Origin of the sequence: Imperialibacter sp. (genome assembly GCF_040222385.1) — a bacterium.
GTDB lineage: Bacteria > Bacteroidota > Bacteroidia > Cytophagales > Cyclobacteriaceae > Imperialibacter.
In genome coordinates, this window is sequence record NZ_JAVKDF010000021.1 from 119,666 (window position 1) to 145,931 (window position 26,266).

Annotated in this window: 23 protein-coding genes; 12 read left to right on the forward strand and 11 right to left on the reverse strand. The window is 45.2% G+C overall.

All coding sequences use genetic code 11. The features are described 5' to 3' along the window. Nucleotides 1-1,854 carry a putative porin gene (locus RIG68_RS06760; RefSeq protein WP_350120222.1) on the reverse strand — a complete coding sequence of 618 codons (1,854 nt, stop codon included), beginning with the start codon at nt 1,852-1,854 and terminating at the stop codon, nt 1-3. Next, nucleotides 1,851-2,912 (reverse strand): tetraacyldisaccharide 4'-kinase, encoded by a 1,062-nt coding sequence (lpxK, locus tag RIG68_RS06765; protein WP_350120225.1) that lies wholly within the window; start codon nt 2,910-2,912, stop codon nt 1,851-1,853. The genes RIG68_RS06760 and lpxK overlap by 4 nt, the downstream gene beginning before the upstream one ends. 54 nt (nt 2,913-2,966) lie before the next feature. Here lpxK and RIG68_RS06770 point away from each other — a divergent pair, with 54 nt between their 5' ends. The 3 genes from RIG68_RS06770 to RIG68_RS06780 all read left to right on the forward strand — a co-directional run bounded on the left by RIG68_RS06770 (nt 2,967) and on the right by RIG68_RS06780 (nt 6,354). After that, complete coding sequence (locus RIG68_RS06770; protein ID WP_350120227.1) at nt 2,967-4,076, forward strand: Nif3-like dinuclear metal center hexameric protein; 1,110 nt, start codon at nt 2,967-2,969, stop codon at nt 4,074-4,076. Nucleotides 4,077-4,082: 6 nt separating this feature from the next. Beyond that, nucleotides 4,083-4,856 carry a zinc ribbon domain-containing protein gene (locus RIG68_RS06775; RefSeq protein WP_152000890.1) on the forward strand — a complete coding sequence of 258 codons (774 nt, stop codon included), beginning with the start codon at nt 4,083-4,085 and terminating at the stop codon, nt 4,854-4,856. Between the two features lie 94 nt (nt 4,857-4,950). After that, entirely contained in the window at nt 4,951-6,354 is a 1,404-nt protein-coding gene (locus RIG68_RS06780) for a tetratricopeptide repeat protein (RefSeq protein WP_350120230.1), read from the forward strand. On the opposite strand, the gene RIG68_RS06785 is transcribed toward RIG68_RS06780, so the two are convergent. After that, nucleotides 6,346-6,969 carry a histidine phosphatase family protein gene (locus RIG68_RS06785; protein WP_350074671.1) on the reverse strand — a complete coding sequence of 208 codons (624 nt, stop codon included), beginning with the start codon at nt 6,967-6,969 and terminating at the stop codon, nt 6,346-6,348. The genes RIG68_RS06780 and RIG68_RS06785 overlap by 9 nt on opposite strands. Nucleotides 6,970-7,108: 139 nt before the next feature. On the opposite strand from RIG68_RS06785, the gene RIG68_RS06790 reads away from it, so the two are divergent. The 3 genes from RIG68_RS06790 to menB are packed head-to-tail and all read left to right on the forward strand — an operon-like array spanning nt 7,109 to nt 10,835. After that, a complete protein-coding gene (locus tag RIG68_RS06790; RefSeq protein WP_350120233.1) occupies nt 7,109-8,314 on the forward strand; it encodes a chorismate-binding protein in 1,206 nt (401 codons plus the stop codon). A 9-nt stretch (nt 8,315-8,323) separates the two neighbouring features. After that, a complete protein-coding gene (menD, locus tag RIG68_RS06795; protein ID WP_350120236.1) occupies nt 8,324-10,009 on the forward strand; it encodes a 2-succinyl-5-enolpyruvyl-6-hydroxy-3-cyclohexene-1-carboxylic-acid synthase in 1,686 nt (561 codons plus the stop codon). 1 nt (nt 10,010) lies between these two features. Then, on the forward strand, nt 10,011-10,835 hold the full coding sequence (gene menB, locus RIG68_RS06800; RefSeq protein WP_317491317.1) for a 1,4-dihydroxy-2-naphthoyl-CoA synthase: 825 nt from the start codon (nt 10,011-10,013) through the stop codon (nt 10,833-10,835). Nucleotides 10,836-10,885: 50 nt separating this feature from the next. Here the strand turns inward: menB and RIG68_RS06805 are convergent, their stop codons facing one another. The 3 genes from RIG68_RS06805 to RIG68_RS06815 form a co-directional block, all read right to left on the reverse strand. Then, on the reverse strand, nt 10,886-11,890 hold the full coding sequence (locus tag RIG68_RS06805; protein ID WP_350120239.1) for a FecR family protein: 1,005 nt from the start codon (nt 11,888-11,890) through the stop codon (nt 10,886-10,888). Between the two features lie 95 nt (nt 11,891-11,985). After that, complete coding sequence (locus tag RIG68_RS06810) at nt 11,986-13,425, reverse strand: carboxypeptidase-like regulatory domain-containing protein (protein WP_350120242.1); 1,440 nt, start codon at nt 13,423-13,425, stop codon at nt 11,986-11,988. Between the two features lie 92 nt (nt 13,426-13,517). Next, nucleotides 13,518-14,069, reverse strand: a complete 552-nt coding sequence (locus tag RIG68_RS06815) for an RNA polymerase sigma-70 factor (RefSeq protein WP_350074681.1) — start codon at nt 14,067-14,069, stop codon at nt 13,518-13,520. 113 nt (nt 14,070-14,182) lie between these two features. Here RIG68_RS06815 and RIG68_RS06820 point away from each other — a divergent pair, with 113 nt between their 5' ends. Together RIG68_RS06820 and RIG68_RS06825 are read left to right on the forward strand one after the other, a co-directional pair. Then, entirely contained in the window at nt 14,183-15,259 is a 1,077-nt protein-coding gene (locus RIG68_RS06820) for an AMP-binding protein (RefSeq protein WP_350120245.1), read from the forward strand. A 9-nt stretch (nt 15,260-15,268) separates the two neighbouring features. After that, a complete protein-coding gene (locus tag RIG68_RS06825) occupies nt 15,269-16,027 on the forward strand; it encodes a hypothetical protein (RefSeq protein ID WP_350120248.1) in 759 nt (252 codons plus the stop codon). On the opposite strand, the gene RIG68_RS06830 is transcribed toward RIG68_RS06825, so the two are convergent. Next, nucleotides 16,008-16,796, reverse strand: a complete 789-nt coding sequence (locus tag RIG68_RS06830) for an XRE family transcriptional regulator (protein ID WP_502880048.1) — start codon at nt 16,794-16,796, stop codon at nt 16,008-16,010. The genes RIG68_RS06825 and RIG68_RS06830 overlap by 20 nt on opposite strands. 13 nt (nt 16,797-16,809) lie before the next feature. Next, nucleotides 16,810-17,145 (reverse strand): hypothetical protein, encoded by a 336-nt coding sequence (locus tag RIG68_RS06835; protein ID WP_350120252.1) that lies wholly within the window; start codon nt 17,143-17,145, stop codon nt 16,810-16,812. A 121-nt stretch (nt 17,146-17,266) separates the two neighbouring features. Here RIG68_RS06835 and RIG68_RS06840 point away from each other — a divergent pair, with 121 nt between their 5' ends. The 3 genes from RIG68_RS06840 to RIG68_RS06850 all read left to right on the forward strand — a co-directional run bounded on the left by RIG68_RS06840 (nt 17,267) and on the right by RIG68_RS06850 (nt 19,489). After that, the gene (locus tag RIG68_RS06840; protein ID WP_152000903.1) at nt 17,267-18,493 is read left to right on the forward strand and encodes an MFS transporter; all 1,227 of its coding nucleotides are present in this window, start codon (nt 17,267-17,269) and stop codon (nt 18,491-18,493) included. A gap of 100 nt (nt 18,494-18,593) precedes the next feature. Then, nucleotides 18,594-19,079 carry a hypothetical protein gene (locus RIG68_RS06845; RefSeq protein ID WP_350120254.1) on the forward strand — a complete coding sequence of 162 codons (486 nt, stop codon included), beginning with the start codon at nt 18,594-18,596 and terminating at the stop codon, nt 19,077-19,079. After that, nucleotides 19,076-19,489, forward strand: a complete 414-nt coding sequence (locus RIG68_RS06850; protein ID WP_350120257.1) for a PPC domain-containing DNA-binding protein — start codon at nt 19,076-19,078, stop codon at nt 19,487-19,489. Before RIG68_RS06845 ends, RIG68_RS06850 begins: the two co-directional genes overlap by 4 nt. 1 nt (nt 19,490) lies before the next feature. Here the strand turns inward: RIG68_RS06850 and ppk1 are convergent, their stop codons facing one another. After that, nucleotides 19,491-21,614, reverse strand: a complete 2,124-nt coding sequence (ppk1, locus tag RIG68_RS06855) for a polyphosphate kinase 1 (RefSeq protein ID WP_350120259.1) — start codon at nt 21,612-21,614, stop codon at nt 19,491-19,493. Between the two features lie 73 nt (nt 21,615-21,687). Further along, on the reverse strand, nt 21,688-23,649 hold the full coding sequence (gyrB, locus tag RIG68_RS06860; RefSeq protein WP_350120262.1) for a DNA topoisomerase (ATP-hydrolyzing) subunit B: 1,962 nt from the start codon (nt 23,647-23,649) through the stop codon (nt 21,688-21,690). Nucleotides 23,650-23,839: 190 nt separating this feature from the next. On the opposite strand from gyrB, the gene RIG68_RS06865 reads away from it, so the two are divergent. Next, complete coding sequence (locus tag RIG68_RS06865) at nt 23,840-25,150, forward strand: leucine-rich repeat domain-containing protein (protein ID WP_350120265.1); 1,311 nt, start codon at nt 23,840-23,842, stop codon at nt 25,148-25,150. 63 nt (nt 25,151-25,213) lie between these two features. Here RIG68_RS06865 and RIG68_RS06870 read toward each other — a convergent pair whose 3' ends face one another. After that, nucleotides 25,214-26,047 (reverse strand): hypothetical protein, encoded by an 834-nt coding sequence (locus RIG68_RS06870; RefSeq protein WP_350120267.1) that lies wholly within the window; start codon nt 26,045-26,047, stop codon nt 25,214-25,216. Nucleotides 26,048-26,266 lie beyond the last annotated feature (219 nt).

Below are 26,266 nucleotides of genomic sequence, written 5' to 3' on the forward strand. Positions count from 1 at the left end.
TTAGTCAAAGAAATACCACGTGACCCCAATGTCAAATACCCGGCGCTGCCCGGGGTAATACGGCGAAATGAAATAGCCATCGGCGCTGCCGGGTTGGTTTGCGTGCGTCATCTTGGCAAAGTATCGTGCATTGCCCACTTTGAAGTTCAGGAATACATCTGCTGTCAAATACGAATCGATGGCAAAGCTATTCTGGATGTAAAACTGCTGAATGACGGGATTGTAAGCATGGCCATAGTAAGTCGACTTCCAGTTCAGGTCAACGCCAAGTTGCACAGGCAGATAATCATTAAACCACACCCCCTCATAGTACAATCTTGTATTGATATGCCACTCAGGCATCCTCCAAATTTCTGAGTCAGTACCAGTAACAGCAGTGTAAATCACTTGGGGGTTCAGGTGAAAGCTTTTGCCAATGGTAAGTTCCACCGCAGCACTTGGATTCACCAGCAGCTGTCCGGCAGCTGATTGGGATTGATGTGGAAGAGAGTCTGTACCAAAGTAAACATAGTTGGCCACCCTGGTCAGATTAAGCCCAGGCTTGAGTGTGACAGGGCCAAACTTAACATTCAACTCACCCCCCAATCTATCAGCTCTTTGTGGTTCGAAGTCATTGACCCAGCTATAGTGGTTTCCAAAATAATAGAGTTGCTGGTAGCCTGGCTTGTACCTCATGCTTCGCAACCACAAATTGAGAAATGGCAAAGTGGTTCTCCCTTCAATATCAAAAAGCCCACCCTGTAGGTACTCTACCTTTGCGTCCGTATCCCAGATATCGAACAGCCTTACATTGATTTTTGCCCCTCCATAGCTCTCCGACTGGCGGCCAACAGGAGACGAGAAACGATCATTGTAAGTCACATACCTCTGCTTCAGGTAAAAATTATAGCTCAAACCGCCTATTTTTCCCAGCACTCCAGCTTCGTTAAGCAATGCCCTCATCTGAATCAGGTCTGCCGTGCTATCGCTGGTGATCAGAATGTTTGGATAAGCCGAAGTGTTATTTGTAGGTGTCGGATCCTCAAAACTATTGTCGTGTCTTCCTTTGTCGAGCAGATAGTAAACCTGAAGCTCATCAGTGATTTTGTACTTCTGAAAAAGGTGGAAGTTGATCTTATAATCATAGGCTTTCACTCCTGTCAGCTTTATGGGAGAATCAAGGTATTGAAAAAGCTCAGCAGTTGTAGCATCTTCGCTCACATCGATCCCGCCCGTTTCAAGCACCTGATGTTTGATCCTGTCAACGTTAAAGAGCAGTTGATACCTCTCGTTTTTTGACTTATAGCTAGTGTACAAATCCCAGGTGGTGCTATTCACATTCCGGTCACCTCGACTGGAAGAAGCTCCAATCTGCTTATCCGATGTAAGCAATTTAAAATCTACCCCTAAATTCCACTGTGGATTGATGTTTCTTGAGTAGCCTACGTCCACTACACTTCTTCCCGAGCCGCCTACAATGGCTTTTATCTTGATCCAGGGTGATTTTGTATCAAAGTATTTTATCTGAGAAGAGGGAATAAAGTAGGGGTCGTAAGCATTGATACCCAACGTGGCGCCTATGGTTGATGGGAACAGGTAGTACAAAGATCTGGTGGCCGTACCATTATTGCCCAGGTCGACCAGAGTGTGGTTTGAAACGTCAACTGCATCAAAATTCTCCAGCCCGTAGAGCAGCGTGTCTAGCACATGCAGGGAGTCGGACAGCTCTTTAACATCAGCCTCCGTGAACCAGAAAGTTGTTTTGGTAGAGTAAACATTTTTCGTGGAATCGTCCAGCACCTGTGCATGCGAAACACCCATAACCAGCCCCGTGGCGAAACATCCAATTGCCGCAATTTTTAGTATGATCTTCAAACCGACTTGCCCAGGTTTTTAGTTACCTTCTCAGCTATTACCGCCTCAAAGTTTTCTTTTTCTTTTGAAAAGGAAAACTCTATCGGGATATAAAAAAATGGCGCACTGTCCAAATACTGCTGAAACTTCGGATTGCTCATTTTCACATAATCCTTTTCTGTGGTAAGAATAACGCAATTGCCGCTGTTTTGATATTCGTCAACGATCTTTTCCATTTCCTGATCATTGTAGGCAAAGTGATCAGCTCTTTCCCAATGCTTTAACACCTCAATTCCCTCAATTTTCAAATAATCCAATAATGGTACCGGGTTGGCAATACCTGTGATCAAAAATACTCTCTTATTCCGCTCACCTTCCTTCCCAAACGAAACAGGCCGTCCATATTGTATGGAACAAAAAAAGACAGGCGTGCCTACCTGTGCGTATGTTTGAATCTTTGCTCTCATTTCGTCCTTCTTCCCTTGAGACATTTTCTCAGGCGATTTTGTCACTACGATAATATCAGCTCTTCTGGCCCACCTTCGCCCTTCTCTTAAAGACCCAGATGGCATTATAAAGTCTCGATAAAAAGGGTTTTGGAATGAAGTGAGAAGCATTGAAGTAGATGGTCGCACAGCCCGGTGCTGGAAACCATCGTCCATGAGAATCACATCCAGTTTTGGGTATTTCTCCCTTATACTTTTGATGGCCGTCACCCTTTTCTCACCCACAGCAACAACTACTTTCCCTGCCCATCTTTTGAAAAACAGAAGTGGCTCATCGCCAACTGACTCAGCAGTAGACTGCTCTCCTACCACAAAAAAACCTTTAGTCTCTCTGCCATATCCCCGGCTGACCACCGCCACATTCTTATCCATCGACAACAAGTAAGCTATGAGATAATTGATAGTTGGTGTCTTACCCGTGCCCCCCACTGAGAGGTTGCCAACACAAATCACAGGAACACTGAAAACAGTGCTTCTTAACACTCCCAGGTCATACAAAGCATTTCTGATATTCGTAATGCATAGCCAGACAAAGGAAAATGGTGCCGCAAGAAGAACCCTAAGTAGTTGCATTAGTCAATTGTATTGTGGGCCTAAAGATAGTATACTTGCGATAAGGAGAAGCGAATGAGCAAAGAAGAAATAACGATCAAAGAAATTACTTCATACCTGGAGACTCTGGCTCCAAGGGCGTATCAGGAGAGCTACGACAACGCTGGTTTGATAGTTGGAAACTCTTCTAATCGGGTCACGGGAGTGCTCATCTCCCTGGATGCCACAGAAGAAATTGTTGACGAAGCCATCGCCACAGGGTGTAATCTCATTGTCGCCCATCATCCGATTGTCTTCAAGGGACTTAAGACACTCACCGGAAGCAACTACGTGGAGCGAACAGTGATCAAGGCTATCCAACACGACGTTGCCATTTACGCCATCCACACAAATCTTGATAACGTACTAGATGGTGTCAACGCTGAAATCGCCAACATCATAGGACTAGAGAATCTCAGGATACTGGCACCCAAATCAGGGATTCTTTCAAAAATTGTTACGTTTTGCCCAAAAGACAATACCGAAGAAGTTTTGGCAGCTTTGCACGAAGCAGGCGCCGGACAAATCGGGAACTATGACCACTGTAGTTTCCGGGTAGCCGGAACAGGCAGCTTTCAACCAAATGATAAGGCGGTTCCCCACATTGGCACCGCTCACCAGCTTGAGCTAGTACATGAAGATCGCCTGGAGTTAATCTTCCCATCGCATTTGAGTCCGGTGATCATAAGCACACTCCAAACGGCACATCCCTATGAAGAGGTAGCTTATTATCTCTCTTCGCTGCAAAACCAAAACCAGGAAGTTGGATCGGGAATGATTGGCACTCTGCCGGAACCTACGGAGCCGGAAGATTTTCTGGGTCACCTTAAGCAAAAATTTGATCTTCAGGTGATAAAATACACGCCGGTCGACAAGAAGATACGTACAGTAGCAGTTTGCGGTGGGGCTGGAAGCTTCTTATTGGAAAGTGCCAAAAAACAATCAGCCGACGCATTTGTGACGTCCGATTTCAAATATCACGAGTATTTCGACGCCGAAGGCAAGGTACTGGTGGCTGATATTGGACACTATGAAAGTGAGGTCTCTACAAAAAACCTGCTTCATAGGAAATTAAAACAAAAATTCACTAATATTGCACTCCGTTTGTCTAAAGCAAACACAAACCCCGTCAGATATTACTTATAGAACTGAATGGAAAGCACCGTAGCACAAAAATTAGAATCGCTCAGCAACCTCCAAGAAATTGATTCCAACCTCGACGAAATAAAAAAAATCAGGGGAGCACTTCCAGAAGAAGTGATGGACCTTGAGGATGAAATTGCCGGTTATGAGACCAGAGTTCAGAAGTTCAACCAGGATCTGGAAGAACTTGAAGGCTCTATTTCAGATAACAAAACCGCAATTAAGGACGCAGAAAAACTCATCAAAAAGTACGGTGAGCAGCAAATGAATGTCCGCAACAATCGTGAGTACGACGCAATCACCAAGGAGATTGAATTACAGCAGCTTGAAATACAAATTCTTGAAAAAAGGATCAAAGAGGCTTACGTAAAGATCGATACCAAAAAAGAAGAAATTCAAGGAACGAAGGACGTTCTTAGCGAACGCAGCAAAGACCTTGAAAGCAAGAAAAAGGAGCTTGACGTCATCGTGAAAGAAAGCGAAGACGACGAAAAAGCCCTCAGCAAAAAGCGTGAAGCAGCGGCAGCTAAAATTGAAGAGCGATTGTTGAAGTCTTACGACAAGACAAGGGCTAACGCCGTAAATGGCTTAGCTGTTGTTCCTGTACGCAGAGGTGCTTGTGGCGGGTGTTTCAATATTGTTCCTCCTCAAAGACAAGCTGACATCAGAGAGAAGAAAAAACTCATCGTATGTGAACACTGCGGTCGTATATTAGCAGGAGTTGATGACGAGATTGAAGAAGAAGACACAAAAGGTAAAACAACAAAACGGACGAGAAAGTAATTTCTTGGCATTCGTTTGTACCCCATATAAACAGGTGAGCCTCAAGGCTCGCCTGTTTTTGTTTGCGCTCCTGCCATTTTTTCACACCTCTGCCATGCAAACAGACCTTGGATGGCAACCCTCCGTGGTAGCAACCCACGAACTAATTCTACAATACAGGCTCTCTGAGGCCAAGCCCCTTCTGGCAACTCTCCCCAGCTCAGCAGAAAAAGCCTACCTCCTTAACCTCAGCGACTTTCTTCAGATGATCTACACTGAGGACGACAGCTTCTACGAAAACTACCTCAGCAATCTCCATGAGAGAAGAACATGGATTGAGGAACTATCGGACGGTGATGCAGGAAAAGCCTTCTATTTGGCAGACATGAAATTGCAGGAAGCGCTATTTAAAATCAAATTTGGGGACTACCTGTCGGGACTTTACAGTTTGATGCAGGCCCACAACCAAATAGATGAGCTTCAAAACCGTGATGACAAAATCCTCCCGTTCTTAAAGTCATCTGGTGTCATCAACATCCTCATTGGTCTCACGCCCGAAAAGTACGAATGGGCCATCCGGTTGATTGGTCTTCAGAGCGATATCGCCAGGGGAATTGAACAACTCACTAGGCTTTCATCCAGTAACAGCCCGTTGGCTGACGAGGCCCTCATCATCCTTGGATACTTCTATGCCTACCCGCTTCATGAACCAGTCAAAGCAAGTGCCCTGTTTTCGCAAATCCTGGAAAAGCAACCCAATAGCACGCTTTCCCGATTTATGCTGGCCACTTCTCTCAACAAGGCGCACAAGGGCGAGCAGGCGTTGACCACCTTATCTAAAATCTCCGCAGATCAACAAAAAAAACTCGCTCCAGTATATTACCTTTTTGGCGACCTGTATCTTGAAAAAATGGATATGGCAAAAGCCCGGGAGTACTACGCCATGTTCATCCAATCGTGTAATGGCGAGAGCTTCAAGAAAGATGCAATGAGCAAAATAGCCGCCTCCTATTACCTGGAAAACGACACACCCAGTGCAAATAGCTGGAGCGAAAAGGCTGCGAAAATGCAGCGAAGCACCACTGAACCAGACAGAAATGCGGATGTATTTCTAACAGAAATGAACCAATATCCGATCCCGCTGCTAAAGGCCAGACTTTTAACTGACGGAGGTTATTGGAAAGAAGCTCAGGGGCAACTGTCCGTTGCAAAACCATCGGAACTTGATGGAAAGTGGCTATGTGAATACTATTATCGCTTGGCGAGGCTCTATCATTTGCAAGGAGAAAATTTTGAAGCTATCCCTCATTACCAACAGGCCTTGAAGCTCTCCGAACGGCAGCCGTGGTACATGGGTGCTAATGCTGCTTTACAGCTTGGGCTTATTATGAAGAATGCTGGGAAAGCCAAAGAAGCAAAATGGTATTTTGAAAAAGCAATGGCATTCGATAACCATCCTTACAAAGCCAGCATCGATTCGAGCGCTGAAAGGGAGCTAGCCCGGCTGACTTCAGATTAATTCAACACCTTCGAGGTGGCTGACATCGTTGGATGTGACCATCGAAAGCTGCCCCCCGGTGTAGTTGAAAACGTACAAACCAAGGTTTGAATGGCCAAAGCTCTCCATTAGCTGAAGCGGATAACCGAGCATCCAGCAAACGAGAATTCGAATAGCTCGTCCGTGCATACATATCAGCACTTTTTCTTCATCTGATTTGCTTAGAATATAATTCATAGCCATCTTCTGCCTTTCCATGACCTCAATCGGCGACTCTCCCCCATCTATCCGCTGATCAAGCTCACCTCGTTGCCATGCCTCAAGTGTGGTCAGGTAATGACTGTGGATGTCTGGTTCAAAAGCAAGTCCCTCTTTATTCCCCCAGCTAATCTCATCCAGTCCTTCAAGTTTCTCGTGGGGTATACCCTGATTAATAAATGATTCCACTGACTGATAGGTACGAATCAACGAAGACACGTATACCTTATTGAACTTTTCATCTTTGTAATGATTGAAAAACGCCCTGGCTTGCTCCTGTCCTGTTTGGTTCAGCGGGGCATTCACTCCTCGCCCCTGTACCTTCTTTTCCCTGTTAAACTGGGTTTCCCCATGCCTAACGATGTATAACTGCTTCACGCTCTAGTTGTCAAATGAGCCACAAAACTACGAGTAAAGAATAAATATGTCCTCCTATAAACATTTTAATTCAACAGGCTGTTTTGCGGGTAATTCATTCAGTGCTAAATTTCGACACCATTCATAAACGACCACTTTTTTGAAGGAGAAGAGCAGTACGGAAACAGAGATCAGAGAGCTTCACATCAAGGAGATCATTTCGGGAGCCATTAATGGAAAGAAATCGTTCGCTTTTTGGAAAAAACAAGGCCAGTCCCAACTCCTGGGTATCGTTGACCTGGGCGAACAACCATCAACCGACAAAGGAGATTTAGAAGAAGCAAGCCCTGGCTTTGTTGTAAGCCCCTTTCTGAACGAGGGGAGAAAAAAAAATATCAAAATCAATGCAGACCTAGTACTTATCCCCACCGACAATAATTCCTGTTTCCAGGCAAACCCGGCTGTTGGTGTAATTAATGAGTACACAGACTCATTTATCAAGGATTCATCTCAACCGCTAGGCCCAGCATCACTCGAATCGTACTTCCCAACCACGGGCAACACCGCCAATAGTGAAAAAGCCCAGTTTATAGACATTGTAAACAAAGCAAAGGAAAACATAAAAGCGGAAGTATTTCATAAAGTGGTTCCTTCTCGATTTTCCGAGGTTTACTACCCTACAGGCTGGGACTTTATATCCGCCTTTGAAAGGCTTCACCAGCTATACCCCAACGCCTTCGTCTATATTTTCGGCATTCCCGGTGTTGGCATATGGATGGGAGCGACTCCGGAGCTTTTGCTCAGCATAGTAGATGGCAGGTGGTTCAAGAGTGTGGCTTTAGCCGGCACTCAAAAAATTCCCGAGTCAGGCGATCTTTCCCAGGTAGCCTGGACCCAAAAGGAAATTGAAGAACAAGCCTTGGTTTGCCGATACATTATCAACTGCTTTAAAAAAATACGATTAAGGGAGTATGAAGAAAAGGGCCCCAAGTCTGTGAAGGCAGGTAATCTGGCCCACCTGAAAACAGAGTTCTACGTGGATATGGCGGCCGTCAATTTCCCGCAGTTAGGTAGCGTGATGCTGGATTTACTCCACCCCACCTCGGCAGTTTGTGGCATGCCACTGGAGCCATCGTTGCAATTCCTTAAGGAGTTTGAAGGCTTCGACAGGGAATTTTACACGGGCTATCTGGGTCCCGTAAATATGCAAGGCAGCACCCAGCTTTATGTTAACTTGCGATCCATGAAACTACTTTCAGATAGGGCCAGGTTATTTGCGGGAGCTGGAGTTACCGAAGATTCGATAGCAGAGAAAGAATTTGAAGAAACCGAACTGAAACTCCAAACGCTGATGTGCCTGTTCTAGCCAGCAAAAATGGTAATCAAAGCAATCAACGATATAGCCAGTATTTGTTACCTGAAAGGACTACGCAATGTGGTACTTTCGCCGGGATCTCGTTGTGCACCACTTACACTGGCCTTCAATAGGCACGGTGACTTCAACATCTACACAATTCCCGATGAAAGGGCAGCAGCCTTTATTGCATTGGGCATGGCTGAGCGGACAGAAACTCCGACAATACTTATTTGCACATCAGGTACTGCCGTTCTCAATTATGCCCCGGCAGTCACTGAGGCTTACTACCGAAACGTCCCCATGCTGGTATTAACAGCCGACCGGCCACCAGAATGGCTTGAACAATGGGATGGCCAAACAATCAATCAGAAGGCAATATTTGAGCCTCATATAAAAAAGTCTTTCAGCTTTCCCGACAGTTTCGAACATAAGGATGCCTTATGGTTCTCACATCGGTTGGTGAACGAGGCCATCAACTGTTCCAGGTCGCTCGGGAATGGCCCGGTGCATATTAATGTACCTTTGAGGGAGCCTTTCTACCCGGAAAAAGGTGAAAAACTGGTCTTTGATAAGGCGATTAAGCTCATCGACGAACCGGCGTTTGAAAGCTCTCCAGGCAAAAACACACTTTTGCGGCTCTCAGAAGAACTGAGTCAGTATGCGAAAATTGTTATTGTCGTTGGGCAGCACAAGCCCGACAAGTCGCTTATCGACGCTCTTTCGATTATATCGCTTAAGCTCAATATTCCTGTCGTGGCCGACATCATTGCCAACCTGCATGGCTTTGCGGGTACTATCAGGCATTCGGATGCCTTTTTACCAAAAGCCCCTGCTAGTTTAAAGCCTGACCTTCTGATCACTTTAGGGCAGTCGGTGATCAGCAAGAACCTCAAACTGTTTCTCAGGCAGCACCGGGCCAGCTCCCACTGGCATATTGCCCAGGCTGGCGACATTCCAGATCCGATGCAATCATTGACAAGAATTGTCAGAATGAGTCCGCCTAACTTCTTCAAATATCTTGTTGATTCGGACATTGCGCCAAAATCTCCTGAGTTCATAGAAAGCTGGCGAAGCTTTGACGAGAAAGTAAAGGAGAATTTCAACAGCATTTTTGCTAACCAACCTTTCAACGAATTTCAAGCGGTATATAGGTTCATCAAAAGCATTTCGGGAGAAGCTAAATTGCACCTTGCCAATAGCATGGCCGTGAGATATGCCAATTTTGTAGGCCTCAGCTCACAGCAAAACAACATTTCGGTGCATGCAAACAGAGGGACCAGCGGCATAGACGGCAGCTCCAGCACGGCTGTTGGCATTACCCTTACCTCTGCCGTCCCCAATTATCTAATTACCGGGGATGTGTCTTTCTTCTACGATATCAATGCCTTTTGGCACAATTACCTGCCGACCAATTTCAAGATCTTGTTGCTTAACAACCATGGGGGCGGAATTTTCCGGCTTATCCCCGGCCCGGCCCAGCAGCCAGAGCTTGAAGAACTTTTTGAAACGCAACAATCGAGAACTGCCGTAAGAATGGCAGAGGAATTTGGTTTTAGCTACTTCAAAAGCGTCGGCGAGCAAGATTTCAATAGCCAGCTGATCTCATTTATGGAAGATGAAAATCGGGCTATCTTTGAAGTAGAAACAGACAAGACAAATAATCAGTTGTTCTTTAATCATTTCAAATCTCATATAAACACCTGATATGGCATCAAAATTTGAATGGCAAACAATAAAGGAGTACGAAGACATTCGCTTCGAATTCCTGGAAGGAATAGCCAAAATAACCATCAATCGCCCAGAGGTGCGCAACGCATTCAGACCTCAGACTGTCAATGAAATGTCGGAGGCGATGGACTACTGCCGGGAAGACCCGGACGTTTACGTGGTTGTGCTAACCGGAGAAGGCGACAAGGCATTTTGTAGCGGTGGCGATCAAAATGTCAAAGGCATTGGCGGATATGTGGGCAAGGATGGGGTCCCCCGACTGAATGTGCTTGACCTGCAAAAGAAAATACGGTCACTGCCCAAGCCTGTGGTAGCTATGGTCAATGGCTTCGCCATTGGTGGTGGCCATGTGCTTCACGTGGTGTGCGACTTGACGATTGCTTCAGAAAACGCCATTTTCGGGCAAACAGGCCCCAAAGTGGGAAGTTTCGATGCTGGCTTTGGTTCGAGCTACCTGGCTCGCCATGTAGGGCAAAAGAAGGCCCGTGAAATCTGGTTTCTTTGTCAGCAATACAGCGCCAAAGAAGCTGAAGACATGGGCATGGTCAACAAAGTTGTGCCGCTGGATCAGCTGGAGGAGACTACAGTGGAATGGTGCAGGATCATGATGCAGCGCAGTCCTATGGCTTTGAGAATGATCAAAATGGGTCTCAACGCTGAACTGGATGGGCAGGCTGGTATTCAGGAACTGGCAGGCAATGCAACTTTGCTCTATTATTTTACTGAGGAAGCCCAGGAAGGAAAAAATGCCTTTCTCGAAAAGAGAGCACCTGACTTCAAGAAATTTCCAAAATTTCCCTAAACGAAAAAAGGGTGCGAACGCACCCTTTTTTATTCTCAACTGAACAAAGCCTATCTACAGGCTTTTCCGTCTATTTCATATTTGCTTTTAGAACCAGTCACTTCAAAAGAAAACGTCTGGCTGATTACTTCCATCACCTCGTTGATTGGTTTACCATCAAAAGTAGCAGTCAATCGGCAATCACCAATATCCTTATTTGCCAGCCTGATATCAGCTTTGTAAACTTCGTTGAGCGTACTCACTACCTCCTTCATGCTTGTCTGCTTAAACACCATCTTATTGGTCTTCCATGCCAGGTAGTTTTGGTTCATGTTCTTCGACTTCGACACGCCCTGACCTTCCCTTCTAACCACACCTGTTTCGCCCGGAAACAGTTCGACCTTTACCGGCCTCTCGGCTACATTAGGCTGTGGTTTCTTAGTCAGGCTCACTACGCCCGTTTCAACAATCACCTCCGAATACTTCGCTTCTCTTTCGGTTTTCACCTGAAAAGATGTACCTACAACAGTTACCAGCGCCTCTACAGTTTCCACTTTGAAAGCATGGTCAGGATCAGGCGTTATGTCAAAAAATGCTTTCCCATTGAATACCACTCTTCTTTCATCTGCAAATTGAGTGGGGTAACTAAGCAATGACATCTCGCTCATAGCAACCACAGACCCATCAGACAGCTTAACATCCTTAGACTCACCAGCATCGGTTTCTACTACCACCCATCCGTCAACGGTTATTTCGTCACTGGTGTTAGCACCGCTACCCACAAAAAGAAAGTATCCTATACCCAGCAGCACAACAATAGATGCTGCTACAGCCCATATCTTCCCGGAGAAGCCGCTAGCTGGCTCTCTTACCTGAGCAAAATTCTTTTGGGTGGAAATTCTCCCCATAACGGAGCCCCTTGCCTTCTCAACATCAAAGGACTTTACATCGGTAGCAGACCATGCTTCTGAGAACGAAAGAAACTCCTCTTGATTTTCGTTTCTCCATTCTTCAACTTGCTGCTGCTCTTCTAAACTGGCATTACCTGAGAGGTATTTAGCCAACAATTCTATCATTTTCGACCTATTAGAAATATCTAGTCTTGTAACACTATCTGCTTACCCGACCCTTATTCAATAATACAACAAAGGTGCAAAGATACACAGAAAACTTATTTGCGAGGTCGGGTTTCGGGCTCATATTCAATCGGCAGACTTTCCGCCAACCTTTCCCATGACCAGTACCCCAAAGTTGTAACGGCCAATGGGTCGTAAATAAATCCTCGTCTATCTACCGACACCGTTGGAATGTTCAACTGCAAGTAGGACACCTGCCTGCTCCCTCCTGACTCTCCAGCCATCCTGTAATTAAGTCCTGCCGGTGAGGCCAGGTTATTACTAAGAAGCTTCTGCTTTTCCTCAAGGTACGACATTGGCTCTGTTTCCCGAAGGTACATTACCTGGAGGTAGTCCTTGAACGACAACTTTTTCTCATATGAATGTGATCCATTTTTCAGTATGCTATTGATAGTAACCTCGTAAAATGGCACAGGACCGGAAGTCGGCAAATCGTATACTTTATAAACAAGAAACCCTTCTTTTCGCAACCTGTTAGCCGTTAGGGATCGGATAAAGTGTTCTAGCGAACCACGGTAGGCTCGCAAACGGTTCTTGTTCCACCGCTTTAGCTCTCCCTCGTCGGAAGGGGTCAGCTCTTCAAACCTGGATTTTCCTACATACCTCGTCGTTCCTCCCCGTTGCTCAAACAACTCCAGCACATAGTAAATCCTATAACCCAGGGCCCAGTTCTCTATGATCAATGGCTCACTGGCGTAGCCTATGAGCAGGTCGTCGTTTCCGTAGTATTGAAAGTCCAGCACATGGTCGTTTGTTATCACACAGCGGGAAGCATTAGGTGTAGAGCCTAGAAAGGCTGTTTGAAAAGCTCGCAAGTGCCTCTCCCAGCTTTTGTCTCTGGTGGAGATAACCTCAATACTTTCAAGTTGACCCAGCTTCGAAATCAAAGCTATCCGCAGCGCAATGTCGGTAGTGTCCTGAATGTTGATTTTCTTTACTCCCAGTTGATAGGCCACATGTGAAAAAGTGACCTCATAGGTACCCAAAGGCAGATGGTCAATACTAAAAAAGCCATTCTGATCAGTGCCGTCTCCCAACATTGACTTTGCAACAAAAACATTCACCCCTTCAATAGGAACGCCGGTGGCGTCGTCGGTTACCGTACCAAAAAGCATCACATGCTCCTTAAACTTGGCCTCCTCAACAGTCACCTGAGGCTTGAATATAATGACCTGATCGCCGATGAGCTTATATTCCAGGCCAGTGCCGGTAAGAAGCTTGCTCAGCACATACTTGACTGACTTATTGGACTCAGCTAATGTGAATTTCTGTTTGATGGGTACGATATCAGCGTTGTAAGAGAAAAAAATACCAGAAACCTCCGACACCCTGATAATTGCAGAGTCCAGATTTACCTCCCAAACCTGAACGTCAATTACCCTGTCCAACACAGACTTCTGACTTTGCGCACTCACAGTACAGCAATAGCCTAACAGCAGTATTGAAAACAAAAAATGAAATCTATGCGATTTCATATGTGCATGCGGTTCATTAGCAGTGGATCAAGCTATGTATCAATAGCTTCCTAAGTTCTGAAATTTGGCGGGCTAATTCAAAAAAACAACTGTCAATTGTCTTTCAAAAAATCTTTCAGCTTTTCACGCAGCAGTCTAAGTGCCTTACCCATCTGCACTTCAACGGTCTTCACGGAAATACCAATATGGTCAGCTATTTCCTGGTATTTCAGCCCGTCAAACCTGCTCATTCTAAAAATTCGCTGACATTGTGGGGGCAGCGAGCTTATTGCCACCTCAATTTTCTGTTCCAAATCCGGCTCTTCGTGAATCCCATAGGCGTAGGTTGATTCTTTTTCGAGGTAGTTGACAACATATTGCTTGTAGGCATCCCTTACCTTCAAATGCTTCAGGTGATTAAGGCAAGTGTTGTGTACTGACCTGAACAAGTAAGATTTAACTGATGAGTCGGGCGCCAGTGACTCACACTTCTCCCAAAACTTAACAAATACATCCTGCACAATTTCCTCTGCCGACTCCGGGTCATTCAGGTATTTGTTAGCATAGCTGCAAAGAATCGAGTAGAACGAGTTGAAAACAATCTCAAATGCCCCTTCTTCCTTATTGCGTAATCGCTCAACCAGTAAAAAATCAGACTCTGCCAAGTTCTAGTATTGTTATCAACTTATATTTGATGGAAAATCAAAAATATAAATTCAGTCCAACAAATCTATTATTTGCGCTCATTTGATCATTAACATTAAATACTGTCCACTGATTGACCTACAATAGCACCATCTGGTTAAACGACAAAAATATTGATTTGACGTCAGCTAACAACCTGAGTACATTCGACAACTACGAACAGGGAATTCTCCTATTCATCAAACAATGGCTGTCAGGCGCAAATAGTTTCACCCTCCACACATCTGGATCCACTGGCATTCCAAAAGAAATTCAAGTGACCAGAAACCAGATGATTGCCAGCGCTAAGGCAACTATAAATTTTCTGAAGATTGCACCGGGAACACCGGTCACGGTTTGCATAGATGCCCGATATATTGGAGGAAAAATGCAACTGGTGCGAGCTCTTATCCATGACCTGCCCTTGCAGATCATTAGCCCAACAATACTATTAATGAATCACCTTGAGGCGCTGCCTTCTTTGGGTTTAATGTCGTTGGTTCCCCTTCAATTGTACAGTTCACTCGACAACAGTCCAGAAATGCTGGACAAAGCCAGTGCCATCCTCATTGGGGGAGCGCCTGTTCAGCTAAGCTATCTACCCAAATTAAAATCGATTGCTCCGCCAGTGTACCATACTTATGGCATGACAGAGACTATCTCGCACGTAGCTTTGAGGAAACTAAATCATGAAGACGCCCCAGATGAGTTTACACTGCTGCCCGGCATTGAAATATCAACCGACGAGCGTGAATGCCTTGTAGTTAACGGGGAGGTGACGGGCAACCAACCCGTGACCACCAACGACATTGTGGAGCTAACAAGCGCTACCACCTTCATTTGGAAAGGCCGCTACGACAACGTCGTGAATTCAGGGGGCGTTAAAATATTCCCTGAAGAAGTGGACAAACTCATCGCCCCCGAACTCGAAACCATGTTTCCTGGTGCACAGTTCTTCACTTCCGGAATGCCAGACGAAAAATTGGGACAAAGGTTGATTCTCTGTGTTGAATCAGCTCAAAGCATAGAAGTCAGTGGCTTAATTGAAAGCCTAAGGGCTGCCCTCCCGCCCTATCATGCCCCAAAGCACATTTACTTTTTGGAGCACTTTATAAAAACTTCGTCGGGCAAAGTCGATAAATTGAAAACAGTTGAATCAGTTTTATCTTAAATTTGTCCTTTGAAGCGCAACTACATGACCAACACGATCTCCATTGACTATTTCACACAGAACATTCCTGCTCCATATTCTTTTCATATTCATGCAGAGCTAGCACCCTCCGACAGTGTAGCTATTTCTTTTAGCCTCACATATACAGACAGAGAAGCGCTTGAGGAAGATGAAATACTAAACGAAGGATTCACCGGAGATGATGACATCAACTGGTCGGGCTCACTTCCTGGTGTGTGGAACGAGTCGTTGGAAGACCTAATCAAAAAAACTACCTGGAGTGGCAAGGCTGACAAGTTGAGCCGGTGCAAAATAAAAGTGACCCTTGCGGGAGATGAGGCAAAATACCCCGCCAACACAGGCAGCTGGGAGTATTGGCTTCAGGAGTTGCAGCAAGCCTGTATTGAAACTGCTAAGGTTGAAAAGCCACTTGAGATGGACTTTGTGAAGGGCGAAAGAAAGCTTTCATTGAAAGGTTCGTTTGAAAAAAGAGAAGCCTTCATTGAAGAGCGGCTTGGTGGATTGGTTGTCAATAAAAAAATCCCCTGGGAAAAGCTTGGAAAGGTTTTAAAGCAAATTTACATCGCCGAATACTATCCAGAGGACGTGCAACCAAACTATAATACCAAGGGAGATACCTTCCTGAATATTGGGGGTGGTCAATGGTTTAACCTGTCAAAGACCAACCTCCATATCAGCAAAAAGAAAGAATGGCTCAGCAAGCTGGAAGCCTCATTTGAAGACCTTATTAGCGGTCCTTCAGCTTAACAACCTCTTGTTGTAACTCCAATACTATTTGGGTAAGCTTTTCCAGGCTCAGCTCTGATGACTTTCCGTCATCAGGAAACTTGAAGCTAATAAAAGCCTTCGCCTCCCAAATCTCCAGCACATCACTTCCCTGAATTTCATAAGGTGTGTAAACGGCATTGTCGGACACCAGGTATAGCTTGCCGTTGTCCTTCAGGTAATTAAATACCCTTTTGTATACAACGCCCTCTTTGCTAGTTACAAGCACATAGGTTTTCCCATTCTTTATGTGATCCGAACTCTCCAGGTATTGCCCTATGATAATCGTGCCGCTTTCAAGGGGCAACATTGAATCACCGCTAATCTCAAATGCCCTGTAAGTGGCATTTTTTGGCAACACAGGCAACTGAAAGCGTGGTAGCTCCTCGATATATTCCGGATCAGCAAAACCATTCAGATAGCCGGCAGAGGCTTTTTGTGGCACTAATTCTATGTTCTCATTGTCATCTTTGTCGACAGTAATGGACAACACCTTGAACTGGGGTGAGTTTCCACCAGTCCCAATTGGCGATGCCACCTCTCCTTTGCTCAGGTTTTTACTGATAAAATCATCTGCAGTGATTTGAAAAAGCTCAGCCATTTTAAGCAGTGTTTCAAGCGGCGGTGAGGCCCTTCCCTCCTCGTACGCTCCTACCACAGACCGCTTGATTCCTACTTTCTCAGCAAATTGTTCTTGTGTCAGCCCTTTCTGCTTTCTCAAAAAACGTATGTTCTCGTTTATATTAACCATGTCAATAGCGTTATCAGGCGTCAAAAATAATAAAGTTAAGGTCGTCAGCATCCTTTTTGCCGATGCTGTACAAATTAATGTGGTGAAATGAATCACTGGTGTTCATCCGATCCAGTCGCATACGGATTCTCTCGATCACTTTTTTAAGTGTTTCGTCAGCATTCACCAGCACATAGCCATACAGTTGTTTGCGATCAGCAATACTGGCATAAAATTTTACCTGGCATCTTCCCGAGTGAAGCTTCTTCGAAGTGATCTTTATCTTATATTGGTCATCGAAATGGCTCGAATCATAAGAAGAGACACTACTCATACTAACATTATTGTCGCTTAAAGCCCTTAACTCCATAATATTTAGCTTTTATGACAATAAATTTAGTAAAAAGTATTTTTACGTGAAAGGGATATTAAAAAAATTTAAATAATGATAATTTCAGGGAATTCTATGAACCACTTAAACTACACTACACATGTCTGAAACAGATAACAAGAACAGGCTATTTTATGGCAGTTGCTTTGCGCTGATCACCACTGCCTTCACCTTTTCGATTCGGGCGGGAATTTTACCCCAGCTGGGCCAGGAATTCAACCTGACTGCCGAACAACTCGGCTTCATCAATTCAATGTGGTTTTTGGGCTTTCCCATCTCCATGATCATTGGTGGGCTGGTTTACTACTCAGTAGGCCCTAAAGTTATCATGCAGGTGGCCCTCTTGTCACATGCCATAGGTATTCTGCTCACCATCTATGCAGGTGGTTACTGGACCCTGATCATCTCGACACTTTTCATTGGCTTTGGTAACGGCTGTACTGAAGCAGCGTGTAACCCGATGATTGCTGACTCTTATTCGGGTACAACCATGAATAAAATGCTTAACAGGTTCCATATGTGGTTCCCTGGGGGTATTGTTATTGGTAGCCTTATTTCAAAGTTCATGACCGACGCCGGCATGACCTGGCAGTCTCAAATTTGGGTGCTTATCATCCCTACCCTTGTGTATGCCTATTTGTTCTGGGGACAAACATTCCCTAAACCTAAGATAGAAGGTCAGTCTTCATTGGCTGAAAACTTCAAGGCGATGATCTCACCAGTTTACATTTTCCTCTTTGTATTCATGGCCTTTACAGCCATTTCAGAATTTGGCCCTCAGCAGTGGGTAAACATTGTACTCAATAGCAGTGGTGTTAGCGGAATGGTACTATTGGCGTTAACAACAGGTGTAATGGCAGTAGGCCGATTCTTCGCTGGCCCGGTTGTAAAAGCTCTCGGCCAAACCGGTGTTTTACTCGGAGGAGCTATTTTTACTTTCATTGGAATCTATCTATTCAGTACCGTTACCGGCCCTATGGCCTACGCTGCAGCCGTTATATTTGCCATTGGCGTTTGCTACTTCTGGCCAGTTATGGTTGGAGCCGTTGCGCAAAGAGCTCCCCTTAGTGGTGCTCTCGGTATGTCTATCGTCGGTGGTGTAGGTATGTTTTCTACTTCTATCTGGCAGCCAATTATTGGCGGATGGATTGACGATGCCAGAGCTGAAGCGCTGTCGCAGGGACTTACCGGAGATGCACTGGAATTAGCTGCAGGACAAGAGACGTTGACTACCATGTTATTCTTCCCAGGCATCCTGATAGTGGCATTCACCATCTTCTTCTTCTGGCAGAAAGGCAAGAAGCCTGCCGTTGAGGCCGCACACTAACAAAGTCAAAACCGAATTTACAAAAGCCACTTCCAACGAGGTGGCTTTTTTTTGTTATCACGCTGAATTGTAACTTCATCTATCCAAAAAACTTAGCGCCATGGAGCCTCTCAATATCATGCACGAATATGTGCTGCCAAAGCAATTCAGGTTCTTTGGTATCCTTGCTTTAATATTTGCCATCATGTTCTTCACTCAGCACATCAACCTGTTCGGCTTTCTGGTTTCTTCCGCTTCGATCTTTTTAGGCGCACTTATGCTTACTGCCAGATATGGACTGTCTCTTAACATATCTCAAAAGCAATACAAAGAATTTGTGTCTTTGCTTTGGTTTCAAAGAGGCACCTGGAAAGACTATGCTGGCATCGAGAAGATTTTCATCAACAAAATAGTGGAGTCAGAAAGGATGGTGAGCCGAAGCGGAGCAAAATTTGATTTCCAATCGCAGAGCTGCCAGGCGTACATCAAGTTTGACGATGGTCAAAAGATAGAGCTGGACAAAGATGGGTCGAAGGAAAGACTACTCGTTCGACTGAGAACATACAACGAGCACCTTCAAACCACCATTCAAGACAATACCATATGAAGGCTAAGTCGGCTTCCTATCACACGTTAAGGCTGGTGCCAGGCGAAATGCTCAAAGAAACACTAGCGGAATGGGCTCAGACACATGCCATTGATGCTGCCGCAATCATTACCTGTGTTGGAAGCCTTAAAAAAGCAGCGATACGGTATGCCAATAGCAATGCAGCCACAATTACCGAAGGCAAATACGAAATAGTATCGCTGACGGGCACGCTCTCCCGGCATGGCATTCATTTGCACATCTCCTTGTCGGATAGTGATGGGAAAACCACCGGCGGCCACCTGATGGACGGGTGCGAGATTTTTACAACCGCCGAAATCGTTCTGGCAGTGTTTGAAGGAGTCGTTTTTAAGCGACTCCCCGATGCTACCACCGGCTACCTTGAACTTAACGTAGAAAAGAAAACCTGATCTAAAAAAGGCTGGCATTCTCAATCATGTCCCTCGTTACCCGGTAAAACTCTTTGTGGATGTTGAAGATCGGTTCATTTTCTCCGGGCTGCACCGCTTCATAGCTGCCATCTTCCTGCATCACATATTTGTTGTAGTTATCCTTCTGGTTGAATTTCAAAATATTGATTGCCTGCTTCTTAAGGAACGGATCGTTTATCAGAAAGAGTGATTCCAACCGGCGATCAAAACTCCTTACCATGATGTCGGCGCTTCCGGCGTACACTTTTGGCTCCCCATTGTTATGGAAGTAGAAGATACGTGAATGCTCCAGGTACTCACCCACAATCGAGCCTACTGTGATATTCTCGCTTAGCCCGGCTCTGCCAGGGCGAAGACAACAAATACCTCTCACTGTAAGCTTAATCTGAACACCAGCCTGCGAAGCCTGGTAAAGCGCATTGATGACATCGATGTCTTGCAACGAATTGATTTTGATGACTATGCCACTGGGTAACCCTGAGGTGGCATTCTTCGCCTCATTGAGAATGAGCTCAATCAATGAGTTTCTCATTTCCCTGGGTGCTGTGATCAGGTTCTCGTATTTCTCAGGATAAGAATGCCCTGTGATGGCGTTAAAGAACTCCGACACATCGCTGGCGTACACCTCGTTGGTGCTTAGGATACCTACGTCAGTATATAGTCTTGCAGTGGCTTCATTGTAGTTGCCGCTGGCGAGGTGAACATAGCGGGTAACCTTCTCGCCCTCCTTGCGCACGATCAGCATCAGCTTTGTATGGGTCTTGAGTAACCCAACGCCGTAGATGACAAAGCACCCAGCCTTTTGCAGCCGCTTGGCCTCCCGCATGTTGTTCTCTTCGTCAAATCGGGCCTTCACCTCAAAAAGCACCGACACGTGCTTGCCATTTTCTGCCGCATTCAGTAGCGCTTCAATAATCCGGCTATTCTTTGCTAGCCGGTAAATGGTAAGCTTGATTGACAAAACATGGGGATCCTCTGCTGCCTTTTCAAGCAGGTTCATCAGCGGCTCAAACGAGTTGTATGGGTGATGAAGCATGATATCCCTGCGCTTCAGTATCTTAAAGATGTTTTCGTCAGCATCCTGACTAATACTGACCGGCTGAACCGGAGCAGGAATAGGCGTGCAAAGATGGGAGAACTCTGAATGCTTAACAATCTGCCAGAGGCCTGTGTAATCCATCAAACCAGGTTTGTGCACGGTGATGACGTTTTCTTCGTCCAGTTCCCACCTCAGCTTGAGCTGCTTTATGAGCCACTTATCGTACTTATCCTCCACCTCAATCCTAACGACCCTTCCTGTTTTCCTTGTTTTCAGCTTACTCTTTAGCTCGTCGATAAAGTTGGCCTCCAGGTCTTCCGACTCTTCCAAAGTAAAATCACCATTCCTCGTAACCCGGAACAAAGTCTCAGAAATTATTTCGACGTTCTTGAAAAATGAGTCGATATATGTTCTAACAATGTCTTCTATCGGCACGAAATAAAAAGTGTCGTTTCGCTCGATCTCATAAAACCTGGGTAGGTTGGTGGGGATCTGAATGAAAGACATCTTTCTTTTCTCTTCATGCTCTTCCCTGCTTCTGGTCACCACGCCGAAAATAAGTACGTTGTTGACCAGGATAGGAAACGTGTGAAAGGAGTCAAATACCATTGGAGTGAGCATGGGGTGTACCACTTTTTGAAAGTAGTTTCTCACTCTTTCCTGCTCCTTTTTCTGTAGGCTTTCTACCTGGGTAATCTTTATCCCATTCTTTGGGAGCTCTGGTAAAAGGTGCTCAACAAAATAGTCGGTCTGCTCTTTGGTAAATATCTTGAACTCGCTCAGAAGCCTGCGTTTGAACGGAATTGCCTTTAGCCCAGAGAGGTCCACCCTTTCCTTGCCATAGTCAAGGTAGTTATAGAGCGACCCCATTCTGATCATGAAAAATTCATCAGCATTGGAAGCCGTAATGGCAAGAAACTTCAGTCTGTCGAGCAAGGGTCTGCCTTCCTTTTTGGCCTGATCAAGCACCCGATGATTAAACTTCAGCCAGCTCAAATCCCGGCTAATGTATTGACTATTGTCTATTTGCGTTGAATAGCGGTCTTTAAGGATCAGGTCGCTCATGTAAGTATATATTTGTAAACAAAAAAGGGTTCGACAATGTCGAACCCTAAATTAGCTTTTCCGATTCGATTATTTAAACATCTACCTTAGCATACTTGGCATTCTTTTCAATGAATTCACGCCTTGGAGCCACTTCATCGCCCATAAGCATACTGAAAAGGTGATCGGCCTCCGCAGCCGACTCTATGGTCACCTGTTTCAAGCTCCTGAACTCAGGATTCATCGTAGTAGACCATAGCTGCTCAGGGTTCATTTCACCGAGACCTTTGTAACGCTGCAAGCCAATAGAATCTTCTTTGCCATCACCTGCCATTTCCTTGGCTGTTCTTATCCTGTCGTCTTCCGACCAGGCATAACGCTCTTCCTTGCCCTTTTTCAAAAGGTACAAAGGCGGTAGTGCGATGTAGAGGTAGCCCTTTTCAATCAAGGCTCTCATGTAACGGAAGAAGAATGTCAGGATCAGCGTGCGTATATGACTTCCGTCAATGTCCGCATCCGTCATAATGATCACCTTGTGATAGCGAAGCTTCTCCATGTTGAGGCCTTTCTCATCGTCCTCAGTGCCAAAGCTCACGCCAAGCGCTGTGATCATATTTTTGATCTCCTCGTTGTCGTATATCCTATGCTCTTGTGCTTTTTCAACGTTTAGAATCTTACCTCTTAAAGGCAAAATGGCCTGAAATTTCCTGTCTCTGCCTTGCTTGGCCGAACCACCGGCAGAGTCACCTTCCACTAGATACAATTCACATGCTGCGGGATCTTTGTCCGAGCAGTCGGCCAGCTTGCCAGGAAGGCCTGTTCCTGACAAGACATTCTTGCGCTGCACCATTTCACGGGCCTTGCGAGCTGCGTGACGTGCCTGAGCAGCAAGAATCACCTTAGAAACGATCATTTTCGCTTCCTTCGGATGCTCTTCGAGGTAATATTGAAGCATCTCCGAAACAGTGGTATCAACAGCGCCCATTACGTCGGAGTTGCCAAGTTTAGTCTTGGTTTGTCCTTCAAACTGAGGCTCAGCCACTTTCACCGAAATAACGGCCGTAAGTCCTTCTCTGAAGTCATCACCGGCAATTTCCATCTTCACCTTGTCAAGAAGCCCTGACTTGTCGGCATAAGCCTTCAATGTACGTGTCAGCGCCCTTCTGAAGCCGGCCACATGGGTACCTCCTTCAATGGTATTGATGTTGTTCACGTACGACACCACATTCTCAGAATAAGAGGTATTATAGTTCATTGCCACCTGAACAGGGATATCTCCCTTTTCTCCATCGATATAGATGGGTGCTGGAATGAGCTTCTCCCGGGTGGAATCAAGGTATTCAACAAATTCGGCAAGCCCTCCTTCCGAATGAAAATCGTCAGTGGTGGGAAGACCATTGTCGTCGAGGTTCCGCTTGTCTGTCAACGTGATGTGTATACCGGCGTTGAGGTAAGACAGCTCCCTCAATCGGCTAGCCACTGTTTCGTAGTTATATTCCAGCGATGTGAAAATACTTCCGTCAGGCTTGAAATGTATCGTTGTGCCACGGTGATCGGTTTCACCAATTTCGCTTACCTTGGTTTGGGGTATACCCTTAGCGAACTCCTGCTGATAAATCTTACCATTTCTATGAACAGTGGCAATCAATTGCGTCGATAACGCATTCACACAAGAAACACCCACTCCGTGGAGACCTCCCGATACCTTGTAAGTGTCTTTGTCAAACTTACCGCCGGCATGGAGTACAGTCATTACTACCTCCAGGGCAGACTTCTGCTCTTTCTCCATGATATCGGTGGGAATACCCCTACCGTTGTCTTCGACAAGAATGGAATTATCAGTTTCAATTGTTACCTTGATAAGGTCACAATAGCCTGCCAGCGCTTCGTCAATGGAGTTGTCTACTACTTCCCAAACCATGTGGTGAAGGCCTCTGATGCCCACGTCACCTATATACATGGCTGGCCTCTTTCTTACGGCCTCTAGTCCTTCAAGGACCTGGATATTTTGTGCTGAATAATTGTTGCTTTTGCTACTTCCTTTTTCGTCACTCATCTTTCAGTTTTAAGCTCGTCAAAAATAGTATAATTATCACTCTTATACATGTTTAACAGTAGGAAATAATTAACTAAGTTCTTAGTTTTAAGGTATGAAAAGCAAATATGCAGCGTTATCGTTTTTAATCATTATTTTCCCTGTTTTTTTGTTGGCTCAACAGTCATCTGAAGTAAAAAGGGGCAACGAAATGAGGAGCAAGTTCTCCATTGAAATGGGGGAATTTAATTGGCGAAACGCTGTTGCTAACACTCGAAAAGACACCATTAAATTTCTCAACCTATCGCACTGTAGAACAGATAGTTTAGGCATCATCCTGAATAGCTATCCTCATATTACCAGTTTAAGTCTAAACAGCACGCTTTTTAATCCCGATGAGCTGGCTGGTACTAAGCTCGATTCTCTGAAAAGACTTGATTTGTCAGGCAATAGTCTGCGGGAAATACCGGCTTTTATTTTCCGGTTAAAGCAACTAGAGTCTCTTGACCTGAGAAGCAACTATATCTCCAAGCTCCCTGGTAAATTGCGAAAGCTCAAACAACTGGAGGTAGTGGACCTCTCGCACAATCGGCTAGACAGCCTGGGATTGACGGCAGGATGGAATTGGCGAATCAGTAAGATCTATTTGAATCAAAACAATCTTACTGAAGTGCCGAAGCAGATAAACAGGCTTCGGAGAATTGAAGAACTGGTAATGATGAACAATGAATTAACGAGGCTCCCATCGAGAACCGGCCGCATCAGAACACTTAGGGCCCTGAAGCTGGAGAACAACTGCATTCAGACAGACGGACAGAACCTGCGCCCCCTCGGGCGCCTGCAGCTATTGAATTTGGACAACAACGACATCAACTACCTCACACCAAATCTGCTGGCACTGAAAGAACTCAACAACCTGCAGTTCAACAATAATGCTATTCTTGATATTCCTGATTGGATCGACGGATTTGAAAATCTGGAAGCTTTTTCAATGTACAAAAACCGGATCAGCCACTTGCCTGCAAGTTTCTACAACCTGAAAAAGCTCAAGGTGATCGACATTTATCACAATGAGCTTGAGGTGATTGATCCCGCTATCAACAATTTTAGTGAGTTGGAAATACTGTACACCTCTTACAACAAGCTCTATTCTGTCCCTGCCGAAATTGCAGACCTGGCTCATCTAAAAGCCCTGTACCTTCACCACAACCGGCTTAGCTACCTGCCGGAAGAATTTGGGAAACTGAATAATCTGGAAATATTCCACGTCAACAACAATTATCTCAGTGCGTTTCCTTTGTTTGTTCTGACTCTGAACAAACTAAGAGAGCTAAAGGTATCTAACAACGACATCAGGGTTTTTCCCAGGGAGGTAACAAAACTCGATAAGCTCAAGGTTTTCTTTTTTAACAATGAGCTCATAAGGGATTTCACAGGTAAAGAAGCGGACACGGTGGAATTCCTAAAAAACTACATGACGGCCAATGACATCCTTATTGATTATAAAGCAATGGCCAACTAGATGGTGCGCTTCAGCACTCGAACGGTAACCAGTAAAAAAGGATAGCTGAGTAACAGTCGGCGATCAGTCAATCATTACGTCGAATTGCTCGTCGTAGTCGCCAATGTCAAATTTCACTGAGTATTGACCTGGAGCGAGAGACGAAACATCAAAAAGGATTCCGTTCGATTCCTGCCTCATACTAAATTCAACGGGAGCGCCATTGTGATCAAGCACCGTTGTTGCGTATGCCAGATCGTACAAAGCGTCTTCCAGCCTTATTTCGAATGCTTTTTGTTCTTTGGCTTCGTGAACGGCAGGTTTGTGGTCAGCAAAATCAAACGCTACTTTTCGCACGTCAAACATCTCCGTGACACCCTCGCTGCTTGTCTGCGATAGACGATAATAAGTGGCAGCCGGCAGTGGGTTTTTATCCTCAAACTTGTATTGTGTTTCACTGGATTTTGTGCAAGCGGCCTTTACAATGCCTAAAACAGACCAGTTAAGAGCATCAGACGACTTCTCAATTGTGAAGTACTTGTTGTTGTTTTCGCTGGTTGTAACCCAGGAAAACTCCACCTGATCATTAGTGGCATTGGCTGTCCAGCCACGTAAGCTCAATTTGGAAGCCTCTGGAAATAAGGCATGTGCACCTTGGCTAACGTTATCACCCACAATGGCCTCTGTCTCATCGTCTGCAATTGGCCAATGATCCGGGCTAACTTCGAACATAATATCCAGCAATTCACCCTCAAAATCCAACCGCCAGTTGTCTTGAGACCCGCCATGATTGATGGCCTCCAGATTGAGAACCTCAGTCTCGTTATTAACTATTTTCGTTCCATCAGTAGTGGCTTTTCCTTCGGCACTTAGAAGTGCTACAGATAAAAAGGCGAGAACAATTAGCGTTGACTTCATGGCACTGTTATTTAGGTGAAATGAATGTAGGTATCAATAAGATGTGAAATGGAAAGTGTCGACTAACTCCCTGAAAAATTCGTTGAACATTATCATTTCGCAGACCAAATTTAAGAGGTCGTCCGCCATACCCGATGCGATCCAACGAGCGGCCTGCAACGGAAAGTGAGAGCAAACTTGCATACAGTTTAGACCTTCGATCGTCGGTAAGATACCTTT